Source organism: Pseudomonas sp. 5.2 (assembly GCF_059025405.1).
Genome location: NZ_JBYBHH010000009.1, coordinates 98236 through 124469 on the forward strand (window position 1 = coordinate 98236; position 26234 = coordinate 124469).

The following is a 26234-nucleotide window of genomic DNA, read 5'->3' on the forward strand; positions in this document are numbered from 1 at the left end:
CTGCGCGAGCTGATCGGCGGCATCGACCAGGGCGTCGGCCACCTGTCACAGGCGGCCTCACAGCTGGCGGCCAGCAGCGAGGACACCAAGCTGCGCATCAGCCAGCAACGCGAAGAAACCGACCAGGTCGCCACCGCCATGAACCAGATGAGCGCGACCGTGCAGGAAGTCGCGCAAAATGCCGAGCAGGCCTCCATGGCCGCGACCAACGCCGACCAGCAGGCGCAGATGGGCGATCAGGTGGTGGCCGAAGCCATTGGCCGCATCGAGCAACTGGCCGGGCAGATGGACCATTGCCTGGCGGCCATGCAGCACCTGGCGGGCGAGAGCCAACGCATTGGCAGCATCCTCGATGTGATCAAGTCGGTGTCCGAACAAACCAACCTGCTTGCCTTGAACGCGGCGATCGAAGCCGCACGGGCTGGTGAAGCCGGGCGTGGCTTTGCCGTGGTGGCCGATGAGGTGCGGGGTTTGGCCCAGCGTACCTCTACGGCAACCGAAGAGATTGGGCAGCTGATCGACAGCCTGCACAGCGGTACTGACGAAGTGAACCGATTACTGGACAGCAGCAAGAGCCTGACCGAGCAGAGCGTGGAGCTGAGCCGCAAGGCCGGGCATGCGCTGGGGCAGATCACCGACACGGTGTCGAGTATTCAGGGCATGAACCAGCAGATCGCCACGGCCAGTGAAGAGCAAAGCGTGGTGGCCGAACAGATCAACCGCAGTGTGCTGAATGTGCGCGATGTGTCGGACCAGACCAGCGCGGCCAGTGAACAGACAGCGGCGTCGAGCGGGGAGCTGGAGCAGTTGGGGCGGCAATTGCGGGGGATGGTGGGGCGGTTCAGCCTTTGAGCTTGCCGGGGCCGCTTTGCGGCCCCTTGCGCGCTACAGGCCTTGCTCAAGTGATAAAGAACACCTTCACGCTCATGGGCTGAACTGTTAATTCTGCCAGTTGTGCTTTCGCAGGCGGAGCCTATGGTTGATTGCACCCTATCAAAGTGAGCGAATCGATGAATGCTAAAAAACTATACTTCCGCAACGAAGTTACGCTTGCAAACATAAGCGCGATCGACAGCCAAATTCGCCTATTCGGGGCCACGTGGACCCCACTGGGTCAATTAAGCTCAGCGCCCGAGAAATCCTGCCTCCTTGCAACCGATGAAGCGCACTCCATTCTGGGCGCGAAGAACCCGCTCGATTTTCAAGCCATTCAGTACAGTGCCTATGGCCACAGCGCTGCCGAAAAACAGGCTACGGCATTAGGCTATAATGGTGAGCTGTTGGAAACCTTTGGTTTCTACTTGCTGGGCAATGGCAACCGAGCGTACAGCACTCGCCTGATGCGTTTTCTATCCCCAGATAAAATCGGCGTATTTTCTGGCACCAACTTCAATGAATATGCCTATACGGCGGGCGACCCGATCAATCGCAATGACCCTTCTGGCAATATTTGGAAATATATAAGATCCAAACTCAGAAGCTTCGACATGATAGCACCCGAGGGAACAAAAACTTACAAAGACAATCTCTCAGAACGACAGAAATTAATCCTCAAACAGTTTGACTTAAAAGCAGACAAAAACACTACCAAAAGAGAGATAAAGCACGCTGAAGATGTAAAAAATATAATTGAAAGTTACCCTGACGAACCTCCCCCCGGCCCACTATACCCTTACCCTCTCGACCACCGTGAGTTTTCCGAGCTGTATAAAGATCCCCGCCAGTCAGCACGCATGCTTGTTAAGCACCTCGATGACAAAAGACAAAGGCTAAGTCTTCTGAATGCAATAGCCCAATCTGAAGTCCGCGCAATATCAAATATCAATAACTCGATTAGACGGTACGAACATGAGCATCCTAAATGGAAAATACAACATTAGCCGATTGATTATTTATTTCTAACTGCAGTTGTTTAAGTAAAAGAAAGTATCGCTATACCTCACTTCTAGAACTCAAGAAGTATTAGCGACCTTATTTTACAAGACTTATCGCAGGAACTCCTGCGCCCGCGTGCCTTTCGAAGCATCGAATCGAATATTCAGGGCATGAACCAGCAGATCGCCACGGCCAGTGAAGAGCAAAGCGTGGTGGCCGAGCAGATCAACCGCAGTGTGCTGAATGTGCGCGATGTGTCGGACCAGACCAGCGCGGCCAGTGAACAGACGGCGGCGTCGAGCGGGGAGCTGGAGCAGTTGGGGCGGCAGTTGCGGGGGATGGTGGGGCGGTTCAGCCTTTAATACTGCTTGTGTTCATGCGCCTCCCTGTAGGAGCAGCCTTGTGCTGCGAAGAGGCCGTTAAGCGCTGCGAAGATCACGGGTAGTCTACCGGCCTCTTCGCAGCACAAGGCTGCTCCTACAGGGCTGTCGTTACAGCACCTGACGCAGAAATGCCTGTGCGCGCGGGTCCTTCGGTGCATCGAAGAACTGCGCCGGCGAGGCATCTTCCAGCAACTTGCCGTGATCGAAGAACAGCACCCGGTCCGCCACTTCACGGGCAAAGCCCATTTCGTGGGTGACGCAAACCATGGTCATGCCTTCCTGGGCCAGGGTCTTCATCACGTCCAGCACTTCACCGACCATTTCCGGGTCGAGTGCCGAGGTCGGCTCGTCGAACAGCATCACCTTCGGCTCCATCGCCAGGGCGCGGGCGATTGCCACCCGCTGCTGCTGGCCGCCAGAGAGGCGCGACGGGTACTCGTTGGCTTTCTGCGAAATACCCACTTTCTCCAGCAGCGCACGGGCCTTGGCCTCGCGCTCAGCCTTGCCGCGCTTGCGCACGACTTTTTGCGCCAGGCACAGGTTTTCCAGCACGGTCATGTGCGGGAACAGGTTGAAATGCTGGAACACCATGCCGACTTCGCGGCGGTAGGCGTTGATGTCGGTCTTCGGGTCGGCCAGTTGCAAGCCGTCGATGGCGACAACGCCTTCGTCGAAATGCTCCAGGCCGTTGAGGCAGCGCAGGAAGGTCGACTTGCCCGACCCCGAGGGGCCAAGCACCACCACCACTTCGGCCTTGGCCACGCGCGTGGTGACGTTGTCCACCGCACGCACGACGTGGCCGCGGGTGTCGAAGACTTTTACCAGATCACGGACTTCAATCACTTTGCGCAAGCCTCCGCTCGAGCCGGCTGGCCAAATGCGACAGCGGCAGGTTGATCAGCAGGTACAAGCCTGCCACGCAGAACCAGATCTCGAACGTCGAGAACGAGGTGGTGATGGCCTCGCGGCCGCTCTTGGTCAGTTCGGTAATGGCAATTACCGACACCAGCGAGGTGTCCTTGACCAGGCTGATGAACTGGCCAGCCAAGGGCGGCAGCACACGCTTGAAGGCCTGGGGCAGGATCACGTGGCGCATCGACTGGCTGGCATTCAAGCCCAGCGAACGGGCCGCCTCGTTCTGGCCGCGGGCAATGGACTGCACGCCGGCACGCACGATCTCGGCGACATAGGCGCCGGTGAACAGCGCCAGCGCAGCCACCCCGGCGAACTCGCGGGACAGGTTGAGCACAGTGCCGATGAAGAAGTAGAAGATGAAGATCTGTACCAGCAGCGGTGTGCCGCGCACCAGTTCGACGTAGACGGTCGACAGGTCACGCAGGGTCGGGTTGTTCGACAGCCGGCACAGGCCCGCGAACAGGCCGATCACCAGGCCCAGGGCACCGGACACCACCGACAGCCACAACGTGGTCCACAGGCCCCACGCCAACGGGCCTGCCGCCCAGTGGCGGGTTACGCCGATCTGGTCGCCCTCGGCAACATCATCGCCACGGCTCAGCAGCAGGCTATTGCTGTCGACGTCGAGCACCTGCTCGGCGCCCCCTTCTTCCTTCAGCGTTACGCGGGCAGTGTCACCGGAAACGACGATGTCCTGCACGGTGCCATAGCCGGCCGCGCGCTGGGCTTCTTCCGCCTGGTAGGCAAAGTACTGCGGGACGCGGTTCCAGCGCCACTCGTAAGACATCATCGAGGTGGCCAGGTACAGGCTGACCGCCAGGCCCACCAACACCAGCGCGGTCAGCGCGTGCCAGGGCCACTGGGCTTTCTTGTGTTTGATCACGTGGGGTACTTCCGTAAATGCGAACGCGCAGGGTTTGCCTGCGCGTTGGGGTCAAAGGCTGGGCTTGTGGCCTGGGCCTTATTCCATTTCCTTCAGCCAGTCCTTGTTCTTGAACCACTTGTCGTGGATACGATCGTAGGTCCCGTCATGCTTGATCTGGTGCAGGAAGTTGTTGATGAAGTTGATGCTGTCGTAATCGCCCTTTTTCAGGCCGAACGCCAGTGGCTCGTAGGTGAAGGGTTCTTCGAGGAACAGCAGCTTGCCAGCGCCGGCCTTTTCCACCGCCACCACGTTGTACGGGGCATCGTAGACGAAGGCATCGGCCTTGCCGTTGACCACGTCCATCACCGCTTCCTGCTCGTTGTCATAGCCGTGGTACTTGGCTTTGCCGATCAGCTTCTTGGAAACCATCTCGCCGGTGGTGCCGAGCTTGGAGGTGATGCGGTACTTCTCGTTGTTCAGGTCTTTGTAGGTCTTGATCTCGCCTGCCAGCTCCTTGCGGATCAGCAGGGTCTGGCCGACCACGATGAAGGGTTCGCTGAAGTTCAGGCGCAGGTTGCGTTCCTGGGTCAGGGTCATGCCGCTGCCGATCATGTCGAACTTGTTGGTCAGCAGGGCTGGGATGATGCCGTCATAGGCGGTGGAGACCGTCTCCAGCTTGACGCCCATGGACTTGGCCATGGCCTTGAGGATATCGACTTCGAAGCCGATGATCTCGCCACGCTTGTTGGTCATCTGGAACGGCATGTAGGTAGGGTCCATGCCCACTTTCAGGGTGCCGCGCTTGACCGCGTCTTCGATGGCGCCAGCCTGGGCTGCCGAGACCGCGACCAGGGCGGTGACACCGACCAGCAGTCGCGAAAGGTATTTCTTGATCATCACCAAGTCCCCTAGCAAGAAAAGAAGCAAATCTTATTGTTGGCACGGCCGTACGGCCGAAGCGTTCTATCGGAGAGGGATGCTAACGCATGGCGGCCCGGGGACCTAGAGCTGGGGGGGACTTTGTTGGCCAAAATCGAGTAGCGGGGGATATTGCTGGCGAGGGCTTCGCCCTCGTTTCGCGGCACAAGGCCGCTCCTACAGGATATGCATGCCTCTGTAGGAGCGGCCTTGTGCCGCGAAACGAGGGCCGCAAAGCGGCCCCGTGGTCTATCAGGCGCCGACGAGTGCCGGTTGGCCTTCATTCTCTGGATGCAACGGCAACAACGGCGAGTGCGGGTCGTTGTCGATCGACGCACGCCACACATCGATCCACGCCGCGTTGTGCCCGGCCCAGACCTGCTCATGCAGGCGCGACAAGGCAACCGGGTCGCTGAGCAAGGCCAGGCGGGTGCTGAGGTCGAGCCCTTGCGGCCCCACTTCCAGCGCCTTGGCCACACGCTCGGCACGCAGCGCTTCGATTGGCGCTGCGTGGCCATGGCGAGCCGTCGCCATGGCACAGGCCAGGGCGTTCTGCCGTGGGTCAACCACCGCCCGCACGAAGCCGTCATGCAGGGCATGCCAGCGGTTTTCGTGGGTGTACTGGTCGGTTGCCAGCAGCTCTTGCGGCGTGGCGTATTCCTCAGGGATCAGGAACAGCTTCTCGTCCTTGGCCGCCAGGCCCAGGCGGGTACGGCTGGAAATCACCGACACCGGGATCGACAGCACCAGCGAACCCACGATCGGCGCCAGCCACCACAGGAAGCTCGGGTTCAGCCAGGCCACCAGCGCTGCCCAGGCAAAGCCCAGCAGGGTTTGCGGGCCATGGCGGCGCACGGCTTCGCTCCACGGCGTAGAGTCGTCGTCACGCTGCGGCGAGTTCCAGGTCGCGGCCCAGCCGAGGAACGCGGCCAGCACGAAGCGGGTGTGGAAGATCATGCGCACCGGCGCCAGCAGCATGGAGAACAGCATCTCCATCAGCATCGACAGGGTGACCTTGATGCGCCCGCCAAACTCGACCGCGCCCTTGGCCCAGATCAGGATGATGCTGAGCAGCTTGGGCAGGAACAGCAGCACGATGGTGGTGGAGAACAGCGCGACGGCCTTCTCCGGGTGCCATTGCGGCCACAGCGGGTAAAGCTGGTACGGCTCGATGAAGTACTGCGGCTCCATCAAGGTGTTGGTCGCCAGCAGCGCCGTCGACAGCACCAGGAAGAAGAACCACAACGGCGCCGACAGGTACGACATCACGCCGGTGAGGAACACCGCACGGTGCACCGGGTGCATGCCCTTGACCAGGAACAGGCGGAAGTTCATCAGGTTGCCGTGGCACCAGCGGCGGTCGCGCTTGAGCTCGTCGAGCAGGTTCGGCGGCAGCTCTTCGTAACTGCCCGGCAGGTCGTAGGCAATCCACACGCCCCAGCCGGCACGGCGCATCAGCGCGGCTTCGACGAAGTCGTGGGAGAGGATCGCACCGGCGAACGCACCCTTGCCCGGCAACGGCGCCAAGGCGCAGTGCTCGATGAACGGCTTCATGCGGATGATCGCGTTGTGGCCCCAGTAGTGCGACTCGCCCAGCTGCCAGAAGTGCAGGCCGGCGGTGAACAGCGGGCCATACACGCGGGTGGCGAACTGCTGCATGCGCGCATACAGGGTGTCCATGCCCGACGCCTTGGGCGCGGTCTGGATGATGCCGGCGTCCGGGTTGGCCTCCATCAGGCGCACCAGGCTGCTCAGGCACTCGCCGCTCATGACGCTGTCGGCGTCGAGCACGACCATGTATTTGTACTCGCCACCCCAGCGACGGCAGAAGTCGTCGAGGTTGCCGCTCTTGCGCTTCACCCGGCGCCGACGGCGGCGGTAGAAGATGCGGCCAAAGCCTTTGGTCTCACGGCACACGTCCAGCCAGGCCTGTTGCTCGGCCACCGCAATGTCGGTGTCGTTGGTGTCGCTGAGCACGAAAAAGTCGAAACGGTCGAGGTTGCCGCTGGCGGCCACCGACTCGAACGTTGCCCGCAGGCCGGCGAACACGCGCGGCACATCTTCGTTGCAAATAGGCATGACCAGCGCGGTGCGGGCCTCGGGTGCGATCGGCTCATTGCCGGCACTGCTGCCGGAAATGCGGTATTTGTCGCGCCCGGTGAGCAGCTCGAGGAAGCCCATCAACGCGGTCCAGAAGCCCGCCGACACCCAGCAGAACAGGATGCCGAACAGAATCAGGATGGACGTCTGCAAGGCATACGGCCAGACCTGCACGACGGTATCCCACAGCGGCTGGTTGACCACCTCGTCGAGGTCGACGAACGACCAGCCCTGGTACGGCAGGATGCCCTTCATGTACCAGCCGGCAACGATGGTCTGGCCGATCATCAGGGTCAGCAGGATATAACGGCGGATCGAGCCGACCGTGCGCCAGCGGGCCTTGGGCAGCTCACGCTGCTCTGGCTGCGGCGCGTTGGTGCGCCCGGTCATGCGGCGCCACATGCGGATCAGCACGTTGGTGCGCCAAGGCTCGGGCACGACACGGGTGCGCTTGATCGGCGGTGCGATTTTCAGGCACAGCCGGCCGCTGCCGTCGACGCCGAGCATTTCGGCGTCTTCGAGTTCGGCGGCGCTGCCCACGGTCAACCGCGGGCCCACCGAGGCCTGCACGGCCTCGGCGGCGTTGGCGGCCGGGTTGGCCGCCAGGCGTTGGTGCAGCTCACTGAACGAGGTGCAGCTGGCGAGTTCCGCGCGCTGCTCATCGCTCAGTGGGAGGTGGGCCAGGTATTCGCCAAGCGATACCGGCCTTGCGCTTGAGTTACTCATCGGCAGGCAACTGATAGGTCCAGGTCTCGGTCAGCACTTTTTCGGTGGTGGCCGGGGTACCGTTGGTGGACGCCGCATCGGCGGCAGGTTGTTCGGCCTTGGCGTCTTTCTCGGCCTTGGCGTGCTTGGCAGCGGCCTTGTCCTGCTTGGCGTCCTTGGCAGCAGGCTTGGCAGGCTCGACAGGCACGTCGCGCACCAGCGCAGCGCGCATTTCCGTCGATTTGTTGGCTTCCTTGACCTTCAACCGCAGGGTCAGGCGCCAGCCTTTGCTCTCTGGGTTATAGCGCAGGTTGTTCTCGACCACCTCGGCGTTGTCGCCGACGCTGACCTGGCTACGTACCGCGGCGTCTTCCGGCAGGGCTGCCAGGTTGGCACCGGCGAAGTCGACGATGAACGCCACGCTGCCGTCAGGCTGACGGATCAGGTTGGACTGTTTGACGTCGCCCGTGGAACGCAGGGTCTGGGTGACCGAGGCCAGGTCCTGGGCCTGGAACTGCGCTTCCTGGATGGTCCAGTGCAGGCGGTAGTCGTACTCGAACGGCTTGCCTGGCTCCGGCAGGGTCTCTGGGCTCCAGAAGGCCACGATGTTGTCGTTGGTCTCGTCGGCAGTCGGGATTTCGACCAGGTCGACGGTGCCCTTGCCCCAGTCACCTTTTGGCTCGATCCAGGCGCTTGGGCGCTTCTGGTAGTTGTCATCGAGGTCTTCATAGTCCTTGAAGTCGCGATGACGCTGCATCAGGCCGAAACCACGCGGGTTCTCGACACTGAAGTTGCTCACGGCCAGGTGTTTCGGGTTGTTCAGCGGGCGCCACAGCCACTCGCCGTTGCCGGCATGGATCGACAGGCCTTCGGAGTCGTGCAGCGCCGGGCGGTAGTTCATGACCCGGGAAGGCTGGTTAGGGCCGAACAGGTACATGCTGGTGAGCGGCGCGATGCCCAGGCGGCTGACGTGGTCACGCAGGTAGACCCGCGACTTGACGTCGACCACGGTGTCGCTGCCCGGACGCAGGGTCAGCTTGTAGGCACCGGTGGAGCGCGGCGAGTCCAGCAGGGCGTAGATCACCAGGTGCTTGTCGGTAGCCTTCGGCTTCTCGACCCAGAACTCGGTGAACCGCGGGAACTCCTCGCCCGACGGCAGCGCGGTGTCGATGGCCAGGCCACGGGCCGACAGGCCGTACACATGGCCCTTGCCGACCACGCGGAAATAGCTGGCGCCAAGCAGGGTCATGATCTCGTCCTGCTTGTCGGCCTTGTTGATCGGGTAAAGCACGCGGAAACCGGCATAGCCCAGGTTCTTGGTGGTTTCCGGGTCGTGCGGCACGTCACCGAACTCGAAGCGGCTCGGGTCGTACTTGATTTCTTCGACCTTGGTGGCGGTGACTTCGTTGATTTTCACCGGGGTGTCGAAGTGCATGCCCTGGTGGTAGAACGACAGCTTGAAGGGGGTCTTGTCCTTGGCCCACTCGGCCTTTTCCTGCAGGAAGTGAATCTTCTGGTAGTCGGCGAACTTCATGTCGCGGAACACCGCAGGCAGATTGCTCTTCGGTGCTTCGTACTTCTGGCCGGCCAGATCCTTTGCCTTGGCTGCAACATCGTCAAGATTGAATGCCCACAGCTGGCCCGCGTTCATCAGGCCGACCAGTGCCACACTGGCCATCAGGGCCTTACGTAGCCGAATGCCGGGGATTCTTGATGCTTTATGGGGACTAACAATCACGAGCAACCCTCGCCGAAAACAGATCATGAAACCAACGGCCAGCGACTAATGCCGGGTTGGCGAGCACTGTTCGGACCCCGTGAGGGCGTAATGATTCCCCAAACGGATCCAGACAATGCTCGAGTCAGAGTGAAACGAACCTGCGAACGCAGGTCCATGCAGCGCGCGATTATCCAGCAGGTCGCGTGACAACGCATCAGGCTGGACTAACTATTTATCGTACAAAACCCCTTGTTCTCCTACAAACAAGGGGTTTTTGACCTCATATTTGTAACATAAATGTTACAGGGCCATCATTGACCAGGTGCACCTGCATGTCCGCACCGAAGCGCCCACTCGCCACCTCGGCGTGCTGGCCCTTCGCTTGCGCTAAAAGATAGTCGAACAACTCGGCACCGAGGGCAGGCGGTGCTGCCGTCGAGAAGCCCGGCCGCATGCCGCTGCGCGTGTCCGCCGCCAAGGTGAACTGCGACACCAGCAGCAAACCGCCCCCGACATCCTTGAGCGACAGGTTCATCTTGCCCTGCTCGTCGCTGAACACGCGATAGTTAAGCAGCTTGTGCAACAGCTTATCGGCATGTTCCCGGGTATCTTCAGGTTCGACGGCCACCAGCACCAGCAGGCCCTGGTCGACGGCGCCGACGATCTCGCCGGCCACCTCTACCCGCGCGCCACGCACGCGTTGCAACAGCCCCTTCATGCTTCTTCCAGGGGCAGGTCGAGCAAACGCCGGGCCATCTGGTCGGCGGCGCGCACCAGGGCATCGGTGATGCCGGGTTCGGAGGCCGCATGGCCGGCATCGCGAATGACTTTCAGCTCACTGTTGGGCCAGGCCTGGTGCAGGGCCCAGGCGTTGTCCAGCGGGCAGATCACGTCGTAGCGGCCGTGCACGATCACCGCCGGCAGGTGGGCGATCTTGGGCATGTCGCGGATCAACTGGTCCGGCTTGAGGAAGGCATTGTTCATGAAATAGTGGCATTCGATGCGGGCAATCGACAGCGCCCGCTGCGGCTCGGAGAAGCGGTCGACCACCAACGGGTTGGGGCGCAGCGTGGCCGTACGGCCTTCCCAGGTGGACCAGGCCTTGGCGGCGTGCATCTGGGCGATCTGGTCGTTGCCGGTCAGGCGCTTGTGGAAGGCCTTGACCAGGTCGCCGCGCTCTTCTGGCGGGATCGGCGCAATGTAGTCCTGCCAGTAGTCGGGGAACAGGCGGCTGGCGCCTTCCTGGTAGAACCATTGGATTTCCTGCGGGCGGCACAGGAAGATGCCGCGCAGGATCAGGCCGTGCACCCGCTCGGGGTGGGTCTGGGCGTAGGCCAGGGCCAGGGTCGAGCCCCACGAGCCGCCAAACAGCACCCACTTGTCGATGCCCAGGTGCTTGCGAATGCGTTCCAGGTCTTCGACCAGGTGCCAGGTGGTGTTGTTCTCCAGGCTCGCGTGGGGCGTGGAGCGGCCACAGCCGCGCTGGTCGAAGGTGATGATGCGGTACAGGTTGGGGTCGAAGTAGCAACGGCTCTGCGCGTCGCAACCGGCGCCCGGGCCACCGTGGATGAATACCACGGGCAAACCTTCCGGCGAGCCACTTTCGTCGACATACAGCACATGCGGCGCTTCCACGGCCAGATCGTGCCGGGCGTAGGGTTTGATCTGCGGGTAGAGGGTCTGCATTGCGCACTCCGTGTGAGGATTAAGTCTGCCGTTGGGCATCATAAACCTGAATTGCGCTTTGAGCATGTCCTGTTGCCATCCTTGGCCCTATCACGCTTGCGAGGCGGATGGCGGCGCCCGTCAGCCCGGCAAAAACACATAACTACCTCAGTGGCCCCGGCCTGCTGAACATACTTGCGAGCCCACCCAAGCTTGGAGGCTCTTGTATGAACCCGTCTTCCCCTACCCCCTCGCGCAACACGCCTTTGCACGCCGCACGGATAGGCCACGCCACCCCACAATGGCTGAAGGCTGCCTCCAGCGAGGCATACCAGTCGCTACGCGACGCGCAGGGCAAGGTACCGCCGTGGTTTGCAGCAGCGCTGCAGGATCAACCAGACACCGCACGCGCGCTGGCTCAAGAACATGCCCAGCACCGCAGCCACGCAGCGCAGGTCCAGGCGCTGTTCGCCTCGCTGCCAGACCTGCACACCTTTGCCAGCGAGCAACTCACGCAGGCCATCAAGGCACGCTTCGACCTGGATGTTGAGGTGTCCAGCACCTACCTGGTCGATGCCAGGCTGATCCAGACCGAACACGCAATCGATGCCCGACAAGCCGTCGACCGGGCAACCCGGTCGCTCCTGCAATGGGCATTGCACAACTTTGATGCTGACGCGTGCGCAGCGGATGGCATGGATGCGCCGCAGGCCTTGCTGAAAAAGTCGGTGGTGCTGGACCACCGGCGCTTCATGGGCACCGTGCCCTTGACCAATACCGTGGCGATTCCCCCCCACGCGTTCGCCGAGCTTTGCCGTACCTTGGATATCGGCGGGCGCTATCACCAGCAGGTCTATGACATTTACTACCCGGCCCCAACCGGCGACCAAGGGCCCCATGAGGCGGCCCTGCAGGTGTACGAAACACTCGCCCGTGCCGAGCAATCCGCGTTCAGGCAAAGCCTGCACAGTGCCTGGTTGCAGGGGCATATCAGCCAGGGCTTTTATGACGCGGCGCTGGCCGCCCCGCTGGACGCGCCGCTGCCGCACACCGGCAGCTCACTCACGTTCAGCCTGCTGACATTGTGGGAGGTCGAAATTGTCGGCATGGCAGTGCTGCAGTTGCAGCCCGACAGTGGCTCACAAAACGCCAGGGTCGCACTGTACAACCCCGACGCCCCGCACACCCCGCTGAAGGAATACGCCTCTTTCGACGCACTGGAAGCCGCGCTGCGCGACGCGCTCCGACTGGACATCCATTACCTGGACAACTGCCTGGCGGCCCGAGACAAACCGTCGATCCAGCAAAAGCTCCAGGACCGGTTGACCCCCATGGGCTGGAGCACCCGCGGCCTGCATGAGCGGGGCACAGACCCGCAGGCAACGCTCGAGCCGATACCGCACAAGGCCAGGTACTCGTTTCTAGGCACCTTGGTGACACAAAAGGTGGCCCGTCATGAAAAGGACGCCCTCTTCCATGCCGTCCCCACCTGGGCTGTCGACCTACTGTCTGCCAAGCGTCACCGAGAGGCCATCGCCGGGAAAGTACTGACCACGCTGAACATCGCGGGCTTTTTCGTCCCCGGCCTTGGCGAAGCGATGCTCGCGGTGTGCATCGCGCAGCTGGGTTACGAAGTCTATGAGGGCATCGAAAGCTGGAGCAACGACGACAGGGAGCAAGCCCACCGCTACCTGATCGATGTGATGGAAAACACCGCTACCCTGGCTGCCTGGGCGGCGGCGGGCTATGTCGTGAAGGAAGGGATCGGTGCTGTGCTGGCAGGTAAGCCAGAGGCCCCCGTGCTTGAAATCCCCGAAGTGGATACCCCTTCTTACATCGAGGAACTCGAAGAAGTCGATTTGCCGAATGGCGACACCCGGTTGTGGAAACCCGACCTTGCGCCCTTCGCCCACGATACGCCCTTGCCAGCGGGCCTTGAGCCGGATGAAACCGGGCTGTACAGCCATGCCGGCAAGCGTTGGCTGATGCTGGAGGGCCAGCTGTATGCCGTGAAGCAAACCCCGCCGAGCAATGCATATCGGATTGACCACCCGCGCAGGCCCCAGGCCTACACACCTGCCTTGCAGCACAACGGCGCCGGCGCCTGGCTGCATGAGCTGGACAGGCCCCTGGCGTGGCAAGGCATGGCGCTGTTCCGGCGGGCCGGGCACCTTTCTGCGGCGTTCGATGAAGCAACAGCGACACGAATCCTGCAGGCCTGCGGTATTGACGAAGCGGTGTTGCGCCGGTCGGTCGCTGACAGCCAGCGCCTGCCCGCGCTGCTGGAAGATACCTTGACCCGCTTCAACCTGGACCAGCAGATCGGGCAATTGCCTGCGGACGCTGAGCCTGGCCTGCCAGGCGCCGAGTTCGAAAGCCGCTATCGCCAGCTACCTGCCACCCAGGCCCCTGGCGCCAGTGTGATCCAGCACATTTATCCACAGCTTCCCGACACCATCACCCAGGAGTTGTTGCGCAACGCCAACCCGCTTGAGCTGCAACAGTTGGTGGCCGGGCGAGTGCCCCTGCGCATTGGGCAAGAGATCCACCTTTATCAGGCGAACGTCCGGCTAACGCGTGCGTATGAAGGGGTGTATCTGCAGAGCCTACGCAACTGGGACACCGATCAACTGGTCGTGCAGACGCTCGGGCAACTGCCCGCCTGGCCAGCCGATACCACCCTCGTGCTTGAACAGCGCCAGCACTCACCCATCCAGCTCACGCGTCTCGGGCCGCCGGACGGGCCAGGCCGCACCACGATCGTCAGCGCCAGAGCAGGCTATCTCGTGCTGGGCAATGACCACCCGGATGCACGGGTTGTCACGCACAATTCCCTGTACGGCGCGCTGTTCGAGGTGCTGACTGCCGCTCAACGCGAAGCACTGGGTATCGTCGACGAGCAAGGCCTCAGGCACTTGGTTCAACAGGTGCCGCCGATGCCACGTTCGGCCCTGCGCAAGGTGCTCGGCATGCAACCCGTGCGCCCAGGCTTTCGCTCGCCACTGCGCTTGGCCGATGGCCGCCTTGGCTATCCCCTTGGCGGCATGCGCCACCGCGCCGCAAGCATTTCACGGCACACCTTGCTCAGCTCGATTCGGCAGATAGGCCAACACGCCCCCAACCCCCGGCCTGCCGAGCAGATTCTCACCGCGCTGGAGCACAGGGCCCTCACCCGCGCCGACATCGAAGAAAGGCTCAGCACCTTGCTGGAACAACGTGATGAACTGCACAGCCGGCTGGACGACTGGCGACAGATAGCGGCGCTGGCGCCCAGTCAATCCCCGGATGACTTCGAGCGGGTGTTGAATGCAATCGCTCAGCATTGGTACGAACGTGCATTTATGACGCCCACCGACATCGCGCCCCCCCTTCGCCTGGAACGCCTGTCGCTGCACGATTTCCCGCTCAACCTGCCGGAATTCTTCACGGCCAACGTCACTGACCTGCAATTGATCGAAACAGCGCCCGAAGATTTCGCCGGCTGGAGCCATCACGCCCCCCACCTCAATGGCCTGCTGCGACAGTTCGCAAACCTGCGGTCGCTGGAGATCAGCCGCGCCTACCGGCCTGGGGCCTTGCCTTCGCCGTTTCAGTTCAGCCTGCCGGTGATTGCCCAGCACCTGCCCGCGCTCGAATCGCTGAGCCTGACCCATCAAAACCTCTCGCTGTCCTCGACCGACATCGACAGCCTGGCGGGGCTCACTCACCTGCGCCGGCTGGACCTGAGCGGCAACCGCTTGTCCGAGCAGTACCCCCCGCGTTTCAACGAACTGTCACTCGACTACCTGGGCCTGGACAACCTGGCGCTGGACCACTGGCCAGAGGGGGTTGGGTTCAACGCCGTGACCCAAATACGTCACATTGGGCTGCGCAATAATCAGATCACGATGCTGCCACGCTTCCTGCTGGACAACCGAATCAACCTTACTGATCACGCCGTGCTCTCATTGCAGGGCAATCACCTGTTCGAGGACGACCTGCTGCGCGTGATGATGAGCGAAGATGGCCGCGCCTCCCGCTTCGAGGTAGACCGCAGCGAAGCCTTCAGCGCCCGCCTGGCCCTGCAGCTGCAACGTCGCCAGCAGCTACGCAACGCCATCGACGACTATGTGAACGCCTCCAGCTCCAACGCGCCGGTCAGCCAGGCCGTGATGGCCACCAGGACCCGTGTGGCAACGGCGTTGAACGAGTTCTGGCATTACCAGGAGATCGGGCTGACGCGTGCAGCCCTGCGCCTGAACGACATTGCGCTCGAGCATTTCCCCAGGCTGTTGCCGGCATTTTTCACCGAACAGGTGCATAACCTTGCACTTGAGCGGGTAAGTGGCTCTACCGCCCAGCTCGACGGGCTGTTCCGCCAGTTCCCGCAGGTGACGCGCCTGTCTGTCGATGCTTATCAGCAGGCAGAGCAGACACTGCCTTCGGCCCTGCTGCGCCTGCCCGGGCTGACCGACATTGCCTTGCGCAACGCTGGCCTGGTGATCGACCAGCAGGTGATCAATACGCTCGGTCGCCTGCCCACGCTTAATTCGTTGGACCTCACAGGCAACCGCATGGGGCTGATCACACAGGCGCCTGAAGCGCTGCAAACGCTGCGCCGCCTCGACCTGAACGCCATGGGCCTGGAACAGTGGCCAAGCTGGGTGGACAGCCTGCTGCCGCTGGAGCTTTTGGACCTCAGCGAGAACCGCCTCACCGAATTGCCTGCGCACATCCTGGCCAACCTCGACAACAACTTCCCCATCAGCTCGATCTTGCTGTTCAGCAACCCGCTCAGCGACGAAGCCGTCATGCGCGCTCGCGCGTCCTCGGATAGCCAGCACAGCTTTACCTTTGGCATCGACCTCTCGGACAGCATGAGTGAGTCCTCGACAGAAGGCGCGATGGCCGGCCACTTCCACTTACCCTTCCTGGACCCCGCTGCCGATGCGCCCAACCTGCAGGACTGGCTGCTCGCCTCGGACGTCGAAAACGAAGCCCTGAAAGATTGCTGGGACGCCCTCCAAGCATCGGGCAATGCCGGGAACCTTCTGGCGCTGGTAGGCCGCCTGCGCAATGCCGCCCCTTACCAGAATGGCAAAAGCCGTGTGGCGTTCTGCGCACGGGTGCGCAAGGTGTTGGTGAGTGCGGTGGTCAACCCGGACGACCTTGTGCTGTTCAACCATCAGGCCAGTGAGGCATTGCTGCAGGAAAACGGCGACCAGACCTGCCACGACGGCGCCTTGCTGGTGTTCCAGAATATTGAGCTGTACATCGCCAACCAGCGTTTGCAGTTCGATACGGCAGATACCGAAGGCAACCTCTATCGGGAACTGCGCCGTTTGTATCGCCTGCAGGCACTGGATGAAATCGCCAAAAGCGAGACTGCCCGCCGGGATGAAGCAGAGGTGCGCCTCACCTACCGACGCGAGCTGAACACCCCGCTTGACCTGGGCCAACCCGAAGACACGCTGCGTTACGCGATCAGTGCCAGCATCGATGAGTTGGCGCATGCCGAGCTGCAGGTCCAGCGCGGTGAGCTTGGCGAGGATTTCCTGAATTTTGCGGCCGCCAACGCTCGGTGGGTCCAACATTTGCGCCAGGCCTACGCCGGTCGTTTTGCTGAAATCGAGCAAAGCTACCAGGCTCAGGTAGCGGACCTGCCGGATCAGTTTCCGGACAGGCCCCTCGATACCCTTACCGAGGAATTCACGGCCCTGGAGCGAAGCAAGCAAGCGCGCGAGGCACGCCTGATTCGCGAACTCACGTCGTTCGCCAATCCGGATCGCAGGCCACGTTCCTCGACGGAGTGACACCCCACAGCAGGTAACTAACTACCACTCGCCAATAAAACCCCCATGCAAACTCCGACACTGACTAATCAATCGGAGTTTGTATGCCTGCCATCCCCGCCGCTGCCGCAAACGTCAGCGATGACCCTGTCCACCCAGCCTACCCACTGATCACGAGCCTGATCCCCGACTGGTTCAAGGCATTGCCCAGGCAACAGTATGCCGCGCTGCGCAGTGCCACGAAGCACCCCATGGACTGGTATGAACAGGCATGCCTTGAGGTGCCGGAAACCGTCGCGGCTTTACATGCCGAACATGCCCATTTCCAGTGGCTCGAGTCACAGAAGCGAAAAGCCCTGGAGCAGCTGGCCACACTTGAAGGCTTCGCTGAACCGCTGCTCAAAGCCGCAATCAAACAGCGCTTCAAGCTTGAGGTGGACGTTCGTCGGGCCGTTCTCTTTCACCCTCGGCTTGCGGACACTTCCTGGTCATTCATGAACCTGTCCAAGGACCCGCTGGTGGAGGCCGCCGCCGCTGTGCGAAGGGCCACCCAGCCCTTGCTGACGGCCGCTCTGCAGAATTTTGTGGCGTCCGACACGCAGGCCGGGGGTATGGACCTTAGGCGCATGGAAGCCATCATCTATGACCCTGTCGATCAGGACCAAACGCTAGCGATCGCCCCCCACGAATTCGCCGCGCTGTGCCGAGAACTGGACCTGGGCGGGCAATACCAGAAAACCCTCGACGACGTATTCAACCCCACCTCTTCGGCCGACCAGGCACCTGATGCAGCAGCCTTCAATCAGCTGGGCCTGCTCAAGCGTTGTGAAAGCTCAATACTGAAGCTACATGCCTATACGGCCTACATGAAGAAAGAGATCAGTGAACGCACGTTGCGGTCGCTGCTGTCGTTCTCAGACAACAAGCGCGTCTTGCAAAACGGCAGCCATCTGGTCAGCCGTCACCTGAAGATGCGGGACATCGACCTGACCGGCATCGCGGTCATCGGCACACCGGACGACCAGGGCGGCCTGAACGGCCCCGTCATTGTCTATATCCCAGAAGACCCGGTGTGCCCGCTCAAGGAATATGTCACCACGCTCAACTTCGTCAGCGACCTGCGCGACCGAATGTTCGGCCCAGGCTACCTGGATTTCTTCCGTGGGCTGGTCGCCGACGAGCACGCCAGCGCACTGTTCGCCACCCTCACCGATCGCCTCTATCCGCTGGTCTGGGCCGACGGTGGGCAGCTGAAGGTAAGGCGCCCAGACAAACAAGCCGAGCTGCACGTGCGCATGCACGACTACAGCCAGTCATTCCTGACCGAGTTCACCCTGCGCAAGGTTCGAAAACTGCGAACGGATGCGCTTTACCATGGCGTGCCGACTGCCGTAATGGACGATAAGGCACTGGAAGCCCGGCTGGCGTATTTCGCCGGTGGCGTGCTGCAGGCACTGAACATCGGCGCCTTCTTCGTACCCGTGCTGGGCCAGGTGATGATGGTTGTCACCACCTTTCAGCTGGCCTATGAAAGTTACGAGGGTATCGAAAGCTGGAGCCGTGGCGAGCGCGAGCAGGCCTTGGGCTACCTCATGGACGTGGTCGAGAACGTTGCCTTGTTCGCCGCACTCGGCGCCGCTGGTGCCGGTGCTGGCACCACGCCCGCCCTCGAGCGGATACCGGTCGAAACCCCATCGTTCATCGAAGAGCTGCAAAGCGTTACCTTGGCCAATGGCAAGACACGCCTGATCAAGCCCGATATCACGCCCTTTGCCCATGACATCCTGTTGCCCGCCGGCTTGAAACCTGACGCGTTCGGCCTCTATCACTACCAGGGCAAGACTTGGCTGGCGCTGGAAGACCGCGTCTATTCAGTCAAGACCTCGCCAGGCAATCCACCCCAACAGCGCATTGAGCACCCAACCAAAGCCATCAGCTACGAGCCCTTGCTGCGCCATAACGAAGCCGGTGCCTGGCAGCATGAGTTCGAGCGCCCGCGCCAATGGCAGGGCCACACGCTGTTCCGACGCCTGGGGCCTTCGGCCCGCGGGTTCTCTGAAGAAACCGCCCGACGCATCCTCGCCGTCAGCGATACCCATGAAACCGTCCTGCGCCAGGTCCTGACCGAAAACCAGCGCCCGCCAGCACTGCTGGAAGACACCCTGCGCCGCTTCAGGCTGGATCAGGAGGTGTCACAGGACTTGGCCGGCACAGACGCGAACACACGTATCACTGCCTTTCAAGCACGCTACCAGACACCGCCCGTCGATCAGGCCCCCAGCACCCATACCATTACCCGCCGCTACCCGGCGCTGCCCGTTGGTATCGCGGATGAGTTGGCGCGCCATGCCAGCCCAGCGGAGCTGGAGCAGTTGCTGGCGGGCAAGGTCCCGTTGCGTCTGGCTCAAGAAATCCATACCTACCAACAGCAGGTACGCCTGGCGCGTGCCTACGAGGGGCTCTACCTCGACAATGTGAACAACCCGGACACCGACAGGCTTGTTTTGCACAGTGTGGCGCGTTTGCCTGGCTGGGCTGACGATATCTGCATCGAGGTCCGCCAAAGCAGGTTCACCGGCCCCTTGATCGATCAGGTAGGCGCGCCAGACGGGCCTGTTCGCAAAGTGCTGGCTCAACACGCCGATGGCTACCAGACCTACGATGGCGAAGGGCACGAACTGCATGGGCGCGACACGATCTACTCGGCCATCTTGCATGCTTTGCCCGACGCGAACCGGGCAGCGTTGGGCTTCCCCAATACCTGGGAAGGCCCCGCGCTCAAGCAGCACGTGCAGCAGTTACCGTTACTGCCACGGCCCGAGTTGCGCAAGGTGCTCCACATGCAACCGGCCAAACCAGGCGCAAACTCGCCCATGCGCCTTGCCGACGGACGAGTGGGCTACCCATTGAGCGGCCGCGGCACGCTCGCCAGCACGGTCTTGAGGGAAGACCTGCTGTATCTGATTCGGCTGCTGGCGCTTGAGCAAGACACGCAGAGCGCCGAAGCGGTACTGGCCGCCCTGGAAGGCGCAGGGCTGTCACGCGTGCAGATCAGCGACCGCTTGAATGAGCTGATGGCCGAACGTGATGCCCTGGACCAGAGCCTGACCGCCTGGAGCGACGCGGCCCTTGATCTGCCCGACCTGCACAGGCGTCTGGACAGCCGAACCCGCCTTCAGGACGCGCTATGGCAACATTGGCAGGCCACCCTCCTACCGGAAATTGGGCGGGGCGCTGCCACGCTGCGCCTGGAGCGCATCCTGCTGATCGACTATCCCGCACAGCTGCCCGCCTTTTTCGAGCAACGCATCGTGCGCTTGCAGCTGGTTGATTACCAAGGCACTGGCCTGCTGACCTCGCAAACCCTGGGCGCGAACATCGGCCCGGAACTGCAGGCGGTAGACAACTTCCTGCAGCGCTTCCGGCACCTCACATCCCTGGAAGTCAGCAGCCCTCAAGGGCTCACCTACAGCACCTTGAACCTGCAACCCCGGCAGGCGTTTGCGACACTGCGCGAGCTGCGGCTGCACGACACGCGCCTGGGCCTGAGTGGCGGTTACATCGCAGGGTTGAGTGACCGATTCCCAAACCTGGAGGTGCTCGACCTGAGTGGCAGCCCGATCAACTACTTCGAGGACACGCCGAACATCGGTAATGTCCGCTTACGTTATCTCGGGCTAGACCGCACGGGCCTGGTGGATTGGCCTGTCTGGCTCAACAGCCAGTCGCTCACCACGATCGATCACCTCTCCCTACGTGACAACGCGCTGACTAGCGTGCCCGACGAACTCGCCCTTGCACCACGAACTGCGCAGCCACGTGGGCGCATATCCTTGCAAGGCAACCTGCTCTCGCGTCGAGCCATCCTGACGCTGTTGGCAGATCAGACCCCCGAGGCCAGACAGTTCGACATGGCATTCGACACTCCTCCCAGCATTCAGCAAAGTGCTCAGGCCTACCGGCGAGATCAACAGGAGGTGCTGGCCATCTTCGACAATTGGGCCAATGCCTCAAGCTCGTCCAACCCCCTGAGCGAACAGGCAAGCGCCGCCAGAAGGCAAATCGGCGAGGCATGGCTTGCGTTCATGCGCACTGACTTCCTGGGGACCACGGGCCCGTTGCAGTTAACCGACATTTCGCTGAGTAACTTCCCACCGCAATTTCCGCCGCACCTGTACGCCCGCGTGCGCGAACTACAGCTGCTGCGCATGACCGCCACCCGCGAGCAGCTCGACAGGCTCTTGGGGCACTTCACACAACTGGAGGCACTCACCCTCGATGGCCACGTTGCACCGACTGGCGCGCTTCCCAACTTGCTATTGTCCTTACCGGACCTACACCACCTGACAATACGCATAGAGGGTGGTCCGATTGATGACGACGCCATGGCAATGTTCGCGCGCATGCCCCAGTTGCAATCGCTCAATCTGGAAGGCAACCGCCTGGCCGCTTCTTTCGACAATGAGAACCTGCAAACCCTGAGCGATCACCTGACTCGGCTCACCTTGGCCAACACCGGCCTGCAAACGTGGCCAGCGTGGGTGGAAAACCTTCTGCCCCTGGACATTCTGGACCTCGACGACAACCAGATCGTCAACCTGCCGGACCACATCCTGTACAACCCTCGCAATGACCATGCGCACACGGAAATATCCCTGCGTGGCAACCCGCTAAGCGATTTCACGATGTCCCGCGCCCATGGCTCTGAAGCGCGTAACAGGTCGTACAGTTTTCTGATGGACCTGCCCGACGAAATACTTCAGGAGCATTGGCGCGAGCGTCACGACTCGGACAGTGAATCCGATGACAGCGACGATGATGACAGCGTCGGTTCCGGCGACCATGGCCATGCCCACAGCCCCGCCCTGGAACCTGAAATGGATGCCTCCGACGTCGATGACTGGCTCATGGCAAGCGTGGAGGAAAACGAAGCGCACCGCACGGTGTGGGAGACGTTGCAGCAGGGCGGCGAAGCGCCGGCATTGCTTGAACTGGTAGGCCGCCTGGCGCACACGGCCTCATACCGTACGCTAGGCACCCGCGCCGATTTCGTCGCGCGCGTCTGGCGCATTCTGGAGGTCGCCGGCAACAGCGTCGAGGAACGTGCACTGTTCAACGGCATGGCCCACGCGGGCGTCGAGCGCAATGGTCAAGGGCTATACCAGACCTGCCACGACGGCGCCTGGCTGGTGTTCAACCAAATGGAAATCAAGGTCTTCACCGAGCAGGCGCTCAGGGCGCTGCCCGAGCAGTCTCGCGGCCAGGCACTGTATAGGCTGGTACTGCGCCTCTATCGGTTGGAGGCCGTCGAAACCATCGCCCGCGAACGGGCCGGTACCAGGGACGAGGCCGAAGTGCGCATGGCCTACAAGCTGAACCTGGCGGAGGCCCTGGAGCTGCCACTGGCACCGAAGAAGATGCTCTACCAGGCCTGCGCCAACGTCAGCCCCGCAGAGCTGGATGCTGCTAGGGCGCAGGTACTTGCCGATGAAAGTGGCGACCCGTTCCTGCTATTCGCCGCCCGGCAAGATGCCTGGGTCGACTACCTGCGGGAAACCTATGCGGAGCGTTTCGCCGTATTGGAGCAAGACTACCAACAGCGCGTGCTGGATGCGCCAGATGAAACACGGGAGCCCGGCGGTGCCAGCCCGACCCTGGAAGCACTGGCGCCGCTGTTCGAACGCCTGAAGCTCGAATACGAACAGAAGGTCGCCCACCTGATACGCGAACTGACCATCACCGAAAGCTACAGGTACGCTTGACGCCCCGTTGAGCGGCGCGCTGCGCCGCTCAACATCCGCTTACCTTCCGTAGCGCTCCCGGCCCCAGGCCAGCAGTGTCTCAAGCAGCGCGCGCAGCACTGCTTGAGTCGGCTGCGCCAGGTCTTCGCGGTACGCGAAGGGCTCCACTTCTTCCATGTAGGTGCTCTGCGCCAGTTCCAGCTGCACAGCATGAATGTGCTCGGCCGGGTTACCGTAATGCCGGGTGATATGCCCGCCTTTGAAGCGCCCGTTCAGCACATGACTGTAACCCTGTACCTCAGCGCATGCCCCCTGCAGCCGCTCGGCCAGCTCGGCATCGCAACTGGCGCCGTTGAAGGTGCCCAGGTTGAAGTCCGGCAGCTTGCCGTCGAACAGGTGCGGGATCAGCGAGCGGATCGAGTGGGCATCCCACAGCAAGGCGTAGCCGAATTCCTTGCGTAGGCGCGCCAGCTCGCGCTGGATCGTCTCGTGATAAGGCCGCCAGATCTGTTCCAGGTAGACCTTGCGCTCGTCCGCGGAGGGTTCCTTGCCGTGTTTGAACAGCGGCTCACCCTCGAACAGCGTGGCCGGGTACAGCCCCGTGGTGGCCCCGGCGTACAGCGGCTTGTCGTCATCCGGGCGGTTCAGGTCGATGACGAAGCGTGAATACTCCGCCGCCACTACGCTGGCACCCAGCTCACGGGCGAAAGCGTACAGGCGCGGGATGTGCCAGTCGGTGTCGGGCAGGCTCTGCGCCTGGTCGACCAAGCCCTCGCGCACGGCCTGGGTCAAGCCCAGCCCGGCGTGGGGCATGCTGATCAGCAGGGGCAGGCGGCCCTGGTGAAAACTCAGTACCTTGTCCATTGCGCCTCGCTCAATTGGATATTTCATGGCCCCGGCGCACCACGCGCTTGGGCAGGTCGCCGCCGAGCCAGTAGGCCAGGTCGGCGGGGCGTTCGATTTGCCAGGCGACGAAGTCGGCCACCTTGCCCACTTCAAGCGAGCCGTGGCTGTCGCCCAGGCCAAGCGCCGTGGCGGCATGGGTGGTCACGCCAGCCAGCGCTTCTTCCGGGGTCATGCGGAACAGCGTGCAGCCCATGTTCAGCATCAGGCGCAGCGACAACCCTGGCGAGGTGCCGGGGTTGAGGTCACTGGCCAGGGCAATGTTCACCCCGTGGCGGCGCAAGGCCTCCATCGGGGGCAGCTGGGTCTCGCGCAGGAAGTAGAAGGCGCCCGGCAGCAGCACGGCGACAGTGCCGGCCGCGGCCATGGCAATGGCGTCTTCCTCGGTCATGAATTCCAGGTGGTCGGCCGACAGCGCCTGATAGCGCGCAGCCAAACTGGAGCCGTGCAGCGACGACAACTGTTCGGCATGCAGTTTGACCGGCAGGCCCAACTCATGCGCCTTGATGAATACCCGCTCGACCTGGGCCGGGGAGAACGCCAGGTGTTCGCAGAAGGCATCCACGGCATCCACCAGGCCCTCTGCGGCCAAGGCCGGCAGCATCTCGTCGCAGATGTGGGTGATGTAGTCGTCGGCCCGGCCAGCGTACTCCGGCGGCAGGGCATGGGCCGCCAGGCAGGTGGCGCGCACCGACAGCGGCAATTCGTCGGCCAGGCGCCGGGCCACGCGCAGCATCTTGCGCTCGTTGGCCAGGTCCAGGCCATAGCCGGACTTGACCTCGAGCGTGGTCACGCCATCGCGCATCAACGCCTGAACCCGCTGGCGAGCACTGGCGAACAGCTCATCCTCACTGGCCGCGCGGGTGGCCCGCACGGTGCTGGCGATGCCGCCGCCTTGCGCCGCGATTTCGGCATAACTCACGCCTTGCAGGCGCTGCTCGAACTCGCCGCTGCGGTTGCCACCGAACACGGCGTGGGTGTGGCAGTCGATCAGGCCAGGGGTGACCCAGGCATAGCCCAGGTCCACCGTACGCTCAGCCCCGATCGGCCGCAGCTCGCTGCGGGGGCCGATCCATTCGATCAGCCCGGCGCAGGTGACGATCGCCGCGTCCTCAATGATCGCGTAACGGCCGTCCACCATGGTTGCCGCATGGCAGTGCTGCCAGAGGGTTCTCATTTGCAAATCTCCTGTACTAGCGGTGCAGCTCGGCCGGCGCCTGGGCCGCCTTGCCCTGCCCTGCCCGCGGCTTGCACCACAGCAGGTAGGACGCGACCAGGAACACCACCCAGACGACACCGACCAGCAGCGCGGCCTGGGTATCCGGGAAGTAACCGAGCACGCCAAAGATGAACACCATGAACGCGATGGCCATGGCGGGGCCATAGGGCCAGAACGGTACCGGGAACGCGAGCTGCGCGGCTTCTGCGCGGCTCATGCTGCGGCGCATGGCGACCTGAGTTACCAGGATCATCAGCCACACCCACACGGTGGCGAAGGTGGCGATCGAGGCGATCAGCAGGAACACGTTCTCGGGGATCAGGTAGTTGAGCAACACCCCAACCAGCAGCGCCGCGCCCATGACCACCACGGTCATCCACGGCACGCCGTGCTTGGACAGCTTGCTGAAACCACGCGGGGCGTGGCCTTGCTGGGCCAGGCCATACATCATGCGGCCGGCGCCGAAGATGTCGCTGTTGATGGCCGAAATCGCAGCGGAAATCACCACCACGTTGAGCACTGCCGCTGCCGAACCGATCCCCAGGTTGCTGAAGATCTGCACGAACGGGCTGCCTTCGCTGCCGATCTGCGGCCACGGGTACAGGCACATCAGCACGAACAGGGTCAGCACGTAGAACAGCAGGATGCGCAGTGGCACGGCATTGATGGCCTTGGGGATGACCCGTTGTGGGTCCTTGGCCTCACCGGCGGTCACGCCGATGATTTCGATACCGCCAAAGGCAAACATGACCACCGCGAAGGAGGCGATCAGGCCGCCGACACCGTTAGGCATGAAGCCGCCATGCTCGACCAGGTTGCTCAAGCCGACGGCATGCCCGGTGCCCACCTGGCTGAAGCCGAAGGCCATGATGCCGAGGCCGGCGAGGATCATCGCGACGATGGCGCCGACCTTGAGCAGCGACAGCCAGAATTCCATTTCGCCGAACACTTTGACGTTGCACAGGTTCAGGCCGCCAATCAGGAAGACGATGCCCAGTACCCAGATCCAGCGGGCCACTTCAGGGAACCAGAAGCCCATGTAGATACCGAAGGCGGTCACGTCGGCGATGGCGACGATGACCATTTCGAAGGCGTAGGTCCAGCCGAGGATGAAGCCGGCCATAGGGCCGAGGTAGGTCGTGGCGTAGTGGCCGAAGGAGCCGGCGACCGGGTTGTGCACGGCCATCTCGCCGAGGGCGCGCATGACCATGAACACGGCGGCGCCGCCGATCAGGTAGGCCAGCAGCACGGCGGGGCCGGCCATCTGGATGGCAGAGGCGGAACCGTAGAAAAGCCCGGTACCGATAGCGGAGCCGAGCGCCATGAAACGGATGTGCCGGGCCGATAGCCCGCGCTTGAGACCTTGAGCTTGTTGCATGTCACGTCCTAATTTTGTTTTTGTGGTCGTGAGATCGAGGGGGGCTGCTGTGCAGCCCTTTCGCAGCGCAAGGCTG

General features: G+C 62.5%; 14 protein-coding genes and 1 pseudogene. 5 read left to right on the forward strand and 10 right to left on the reverse strand.

Features of this window, described 5'->3' with window-relative positions; translation table 11 throughout:
• The first annotated feature begins 147 nt into the window (after nt 1-147).
• The 3 genes and pseudogenes from AC5PZ0_RS15585 to AC5PZ0_RS15595 form a co-directional block, all read left to right on the forward strand.
• Entirely contained in the window at nt 148-852 is a 705-nt protein-coding gene (locus tag AC5PZ0_RS15585) for a methyl-accepting chemotaxis protein (protein WP_412765962.1), read from the forward strand.
• Nucleotides 853-1010: 158 nt separating this feature from the next.
• Nucleotides 1011-1880, forward strand: a complete 870-nt coding sequence (locus AC5PZ0_RS15590; protein ID WP_493855295.1) for an RHS repeat-associated core domain-containing protein — start codon at nt 1011-1013, stop codon at nt 1878-1880.
• Between the two features lie 150 nt (nt 1881-2030).
• Nucleotides 2031-2237: pseudogene (locus AC5PZ0_RS15595) on the forward strand (methyl-accepting chemotaxis protein); the annotation flags it as partial.
• A 129-nt stretch (nt 2238-2366) separates the two neighbouring features.
• Here the strand turns inward: AC5PZ0_RS15595 and AC5PZ0_RS15600 are convergent.
• The 7 genes from AC5PZ0_RS15600 to pip form a co-directional block, all read right to left on the reverse strand.
• A complete protein-coding gene (locus tag AC5PZ0_RS15600; protein WP_027592407.1) occupies nt 2367-3101 on the reverse strand; it encodes an amino acid ABC transporter ATP-binding protein in 735 nt (244 codons plus the stop codon).
• A complete protein-coding gene (locus tag AC5PZ0_RS15605; protein ID WP_027592406.1) occupies nt 3094-4056 on the reverse strand; it encodes an amino acid ABC transporter permease in 963 nt (320 codons plus the stop codon). The genes AC5PZ0_RS15600 and AC5PZ0_RS15605 overlap by 8 nt, the downstream gene beginning before the upstream one ends.
• A gap of 78 nt (nt 4057-4134) precedes the next feature.
• Complete coding sequence (locus AC5PZ0_RS15610) at nt 4135-4932, reverse strand: transporter substrate-binding domain-containing protein (RefSeq protein WP_027592405.1); 798 nt, start codon at nt 4930-4932, stop codon at nt 4135-4137.
• A 276-nt stretch (nt 4933-5208) separates the two neighbouring features.
• Complete coding sequence (gene mdoH, locus AC5PZ0_RS15615) at nt 5209-7782, reverse strand: glucans biosynthesis glucosyltransferase MdoH (RefSeq protein WP_099430653.1); 2574 nt, start codon at nt 7780-7782, stop codon at nt 5209-5211.
• Nucleotides 7775-9499 carry a glucan biosynthesis protein G gene (locus AC5PZ0_RS15620; RefSeq protein ID WP_216642083.1) on the reverse strand — a complete coding sequence of 575 codons (1725 nt, stop codon included), beginning with the start codon at nt 9497-9499 and terminating at the stop codon, nt 7775-7777. Before AC5PZ0_RS15620 ends, mdoH begins: the two co-directional genes overlap by 8 nt.
• A 262-nt stretch (nt 9500-9761) precedes the next feature.
• Nucleotides 9762-10199, reverse strand: coding sequence for a D-aminoacyl-tRNA deacylase (gene dtd / locus AC5PZ0_RS15625; RefSeq protein ID WP_186677192.1), 438 nt, complete (start codon nt 10197-10199; stop codon nt 9762-9764).
• The gene (gene pip, locus AC5PZ0_RS15630) at nt 10196-11167 is read right to left on the reverse strand and encodes a prolyl aminopeptidase (RefSeq protein ID WP_027592401.1); all 972 of its coding nucleotides are present in this window, start codon (nt 11165-11167) and stop codon (nt 10196-10198) included. The genes dtd and pip overlap by 4 nt, the downstream gene beginning before the upstream one ends.
• 206 nt (nt 11168-11373) lie before the next feature.
• Between pip and AC5PZ0_RS15635 the strand changes: the two genes are divergently transcribed.
• Both AC5PZ0_RS15635 and AC5PZ0_RS15640 read left to right on the forward strand, forming a co-directional pair.
• Nucleotides 11374-16938, forward strand: coding sequence for a dermonecrotic toxin domain-containing protein (locus AC5PZ0_RS15635; protein ID WP_493855296.1), 5565 nt, complete (start codon nt 11374-11376; stop codon nt 16936-16938).
• Nucleotides 16939-17021: 83 nt separating this feature from the next.
• Complete coding sequence (locus AC5PZ0_RS15640; protein ID WP_493855297.1) at nt 17022-22679, forward strand: NEL-type E3 ubiquitin ligase domain-containing protein; 5658 nt, start codon at nt 17022-17024, stop codon at nt 22677-22679.
• A 39-nt stretch (nt 22680-22718) separates the two neighbouring features.
• Here the strand turns inward: AC5PZ0_RS15640 and hutG are convergent, their stop codons facing one another.
• From hutG to AC5PZ0_RS15655, 3 genes are read right to left on the reverse strand one after another with little or no spacing between them, the layout of a single operon-like run.
• Nucleotides 22719-23522, reverse strand: coding sequence for an N-formylglutamate deformylase (gene hutG, locus AC5PZ0_RS15645; RefSeq protein WP_265969953.1), 804 nt, complete (start codon nt 23520-23522; stop codon nt 22719-22721).
• Between the two features lie 10 nt (nt 23523-23532).
• Complete coding sequence (gene hutI, locus AC5PZ0_RS15650; protein WP_493855298.1) at nt 23533-24738, reverse strand: imidazolonepropionase; 1206 nt, start codon at nt 24736-24738, stop codon at nt 23533-23535.
• Between the two features lie 16 nt (nt 24739-24754).
• On the reverse strand, nt 24755-26158 hold the full coding sequence (locus AC5PZ0_RS15655; RefSeq protein WP_265969955.1) for an amino acid permease: 1404 nt from the start codon (nt 26156-26158) through the stop codon (nt 24755-24757).
• Between the last annotated feature and the right edge of the window lie 76 nt (nt 26159-26234).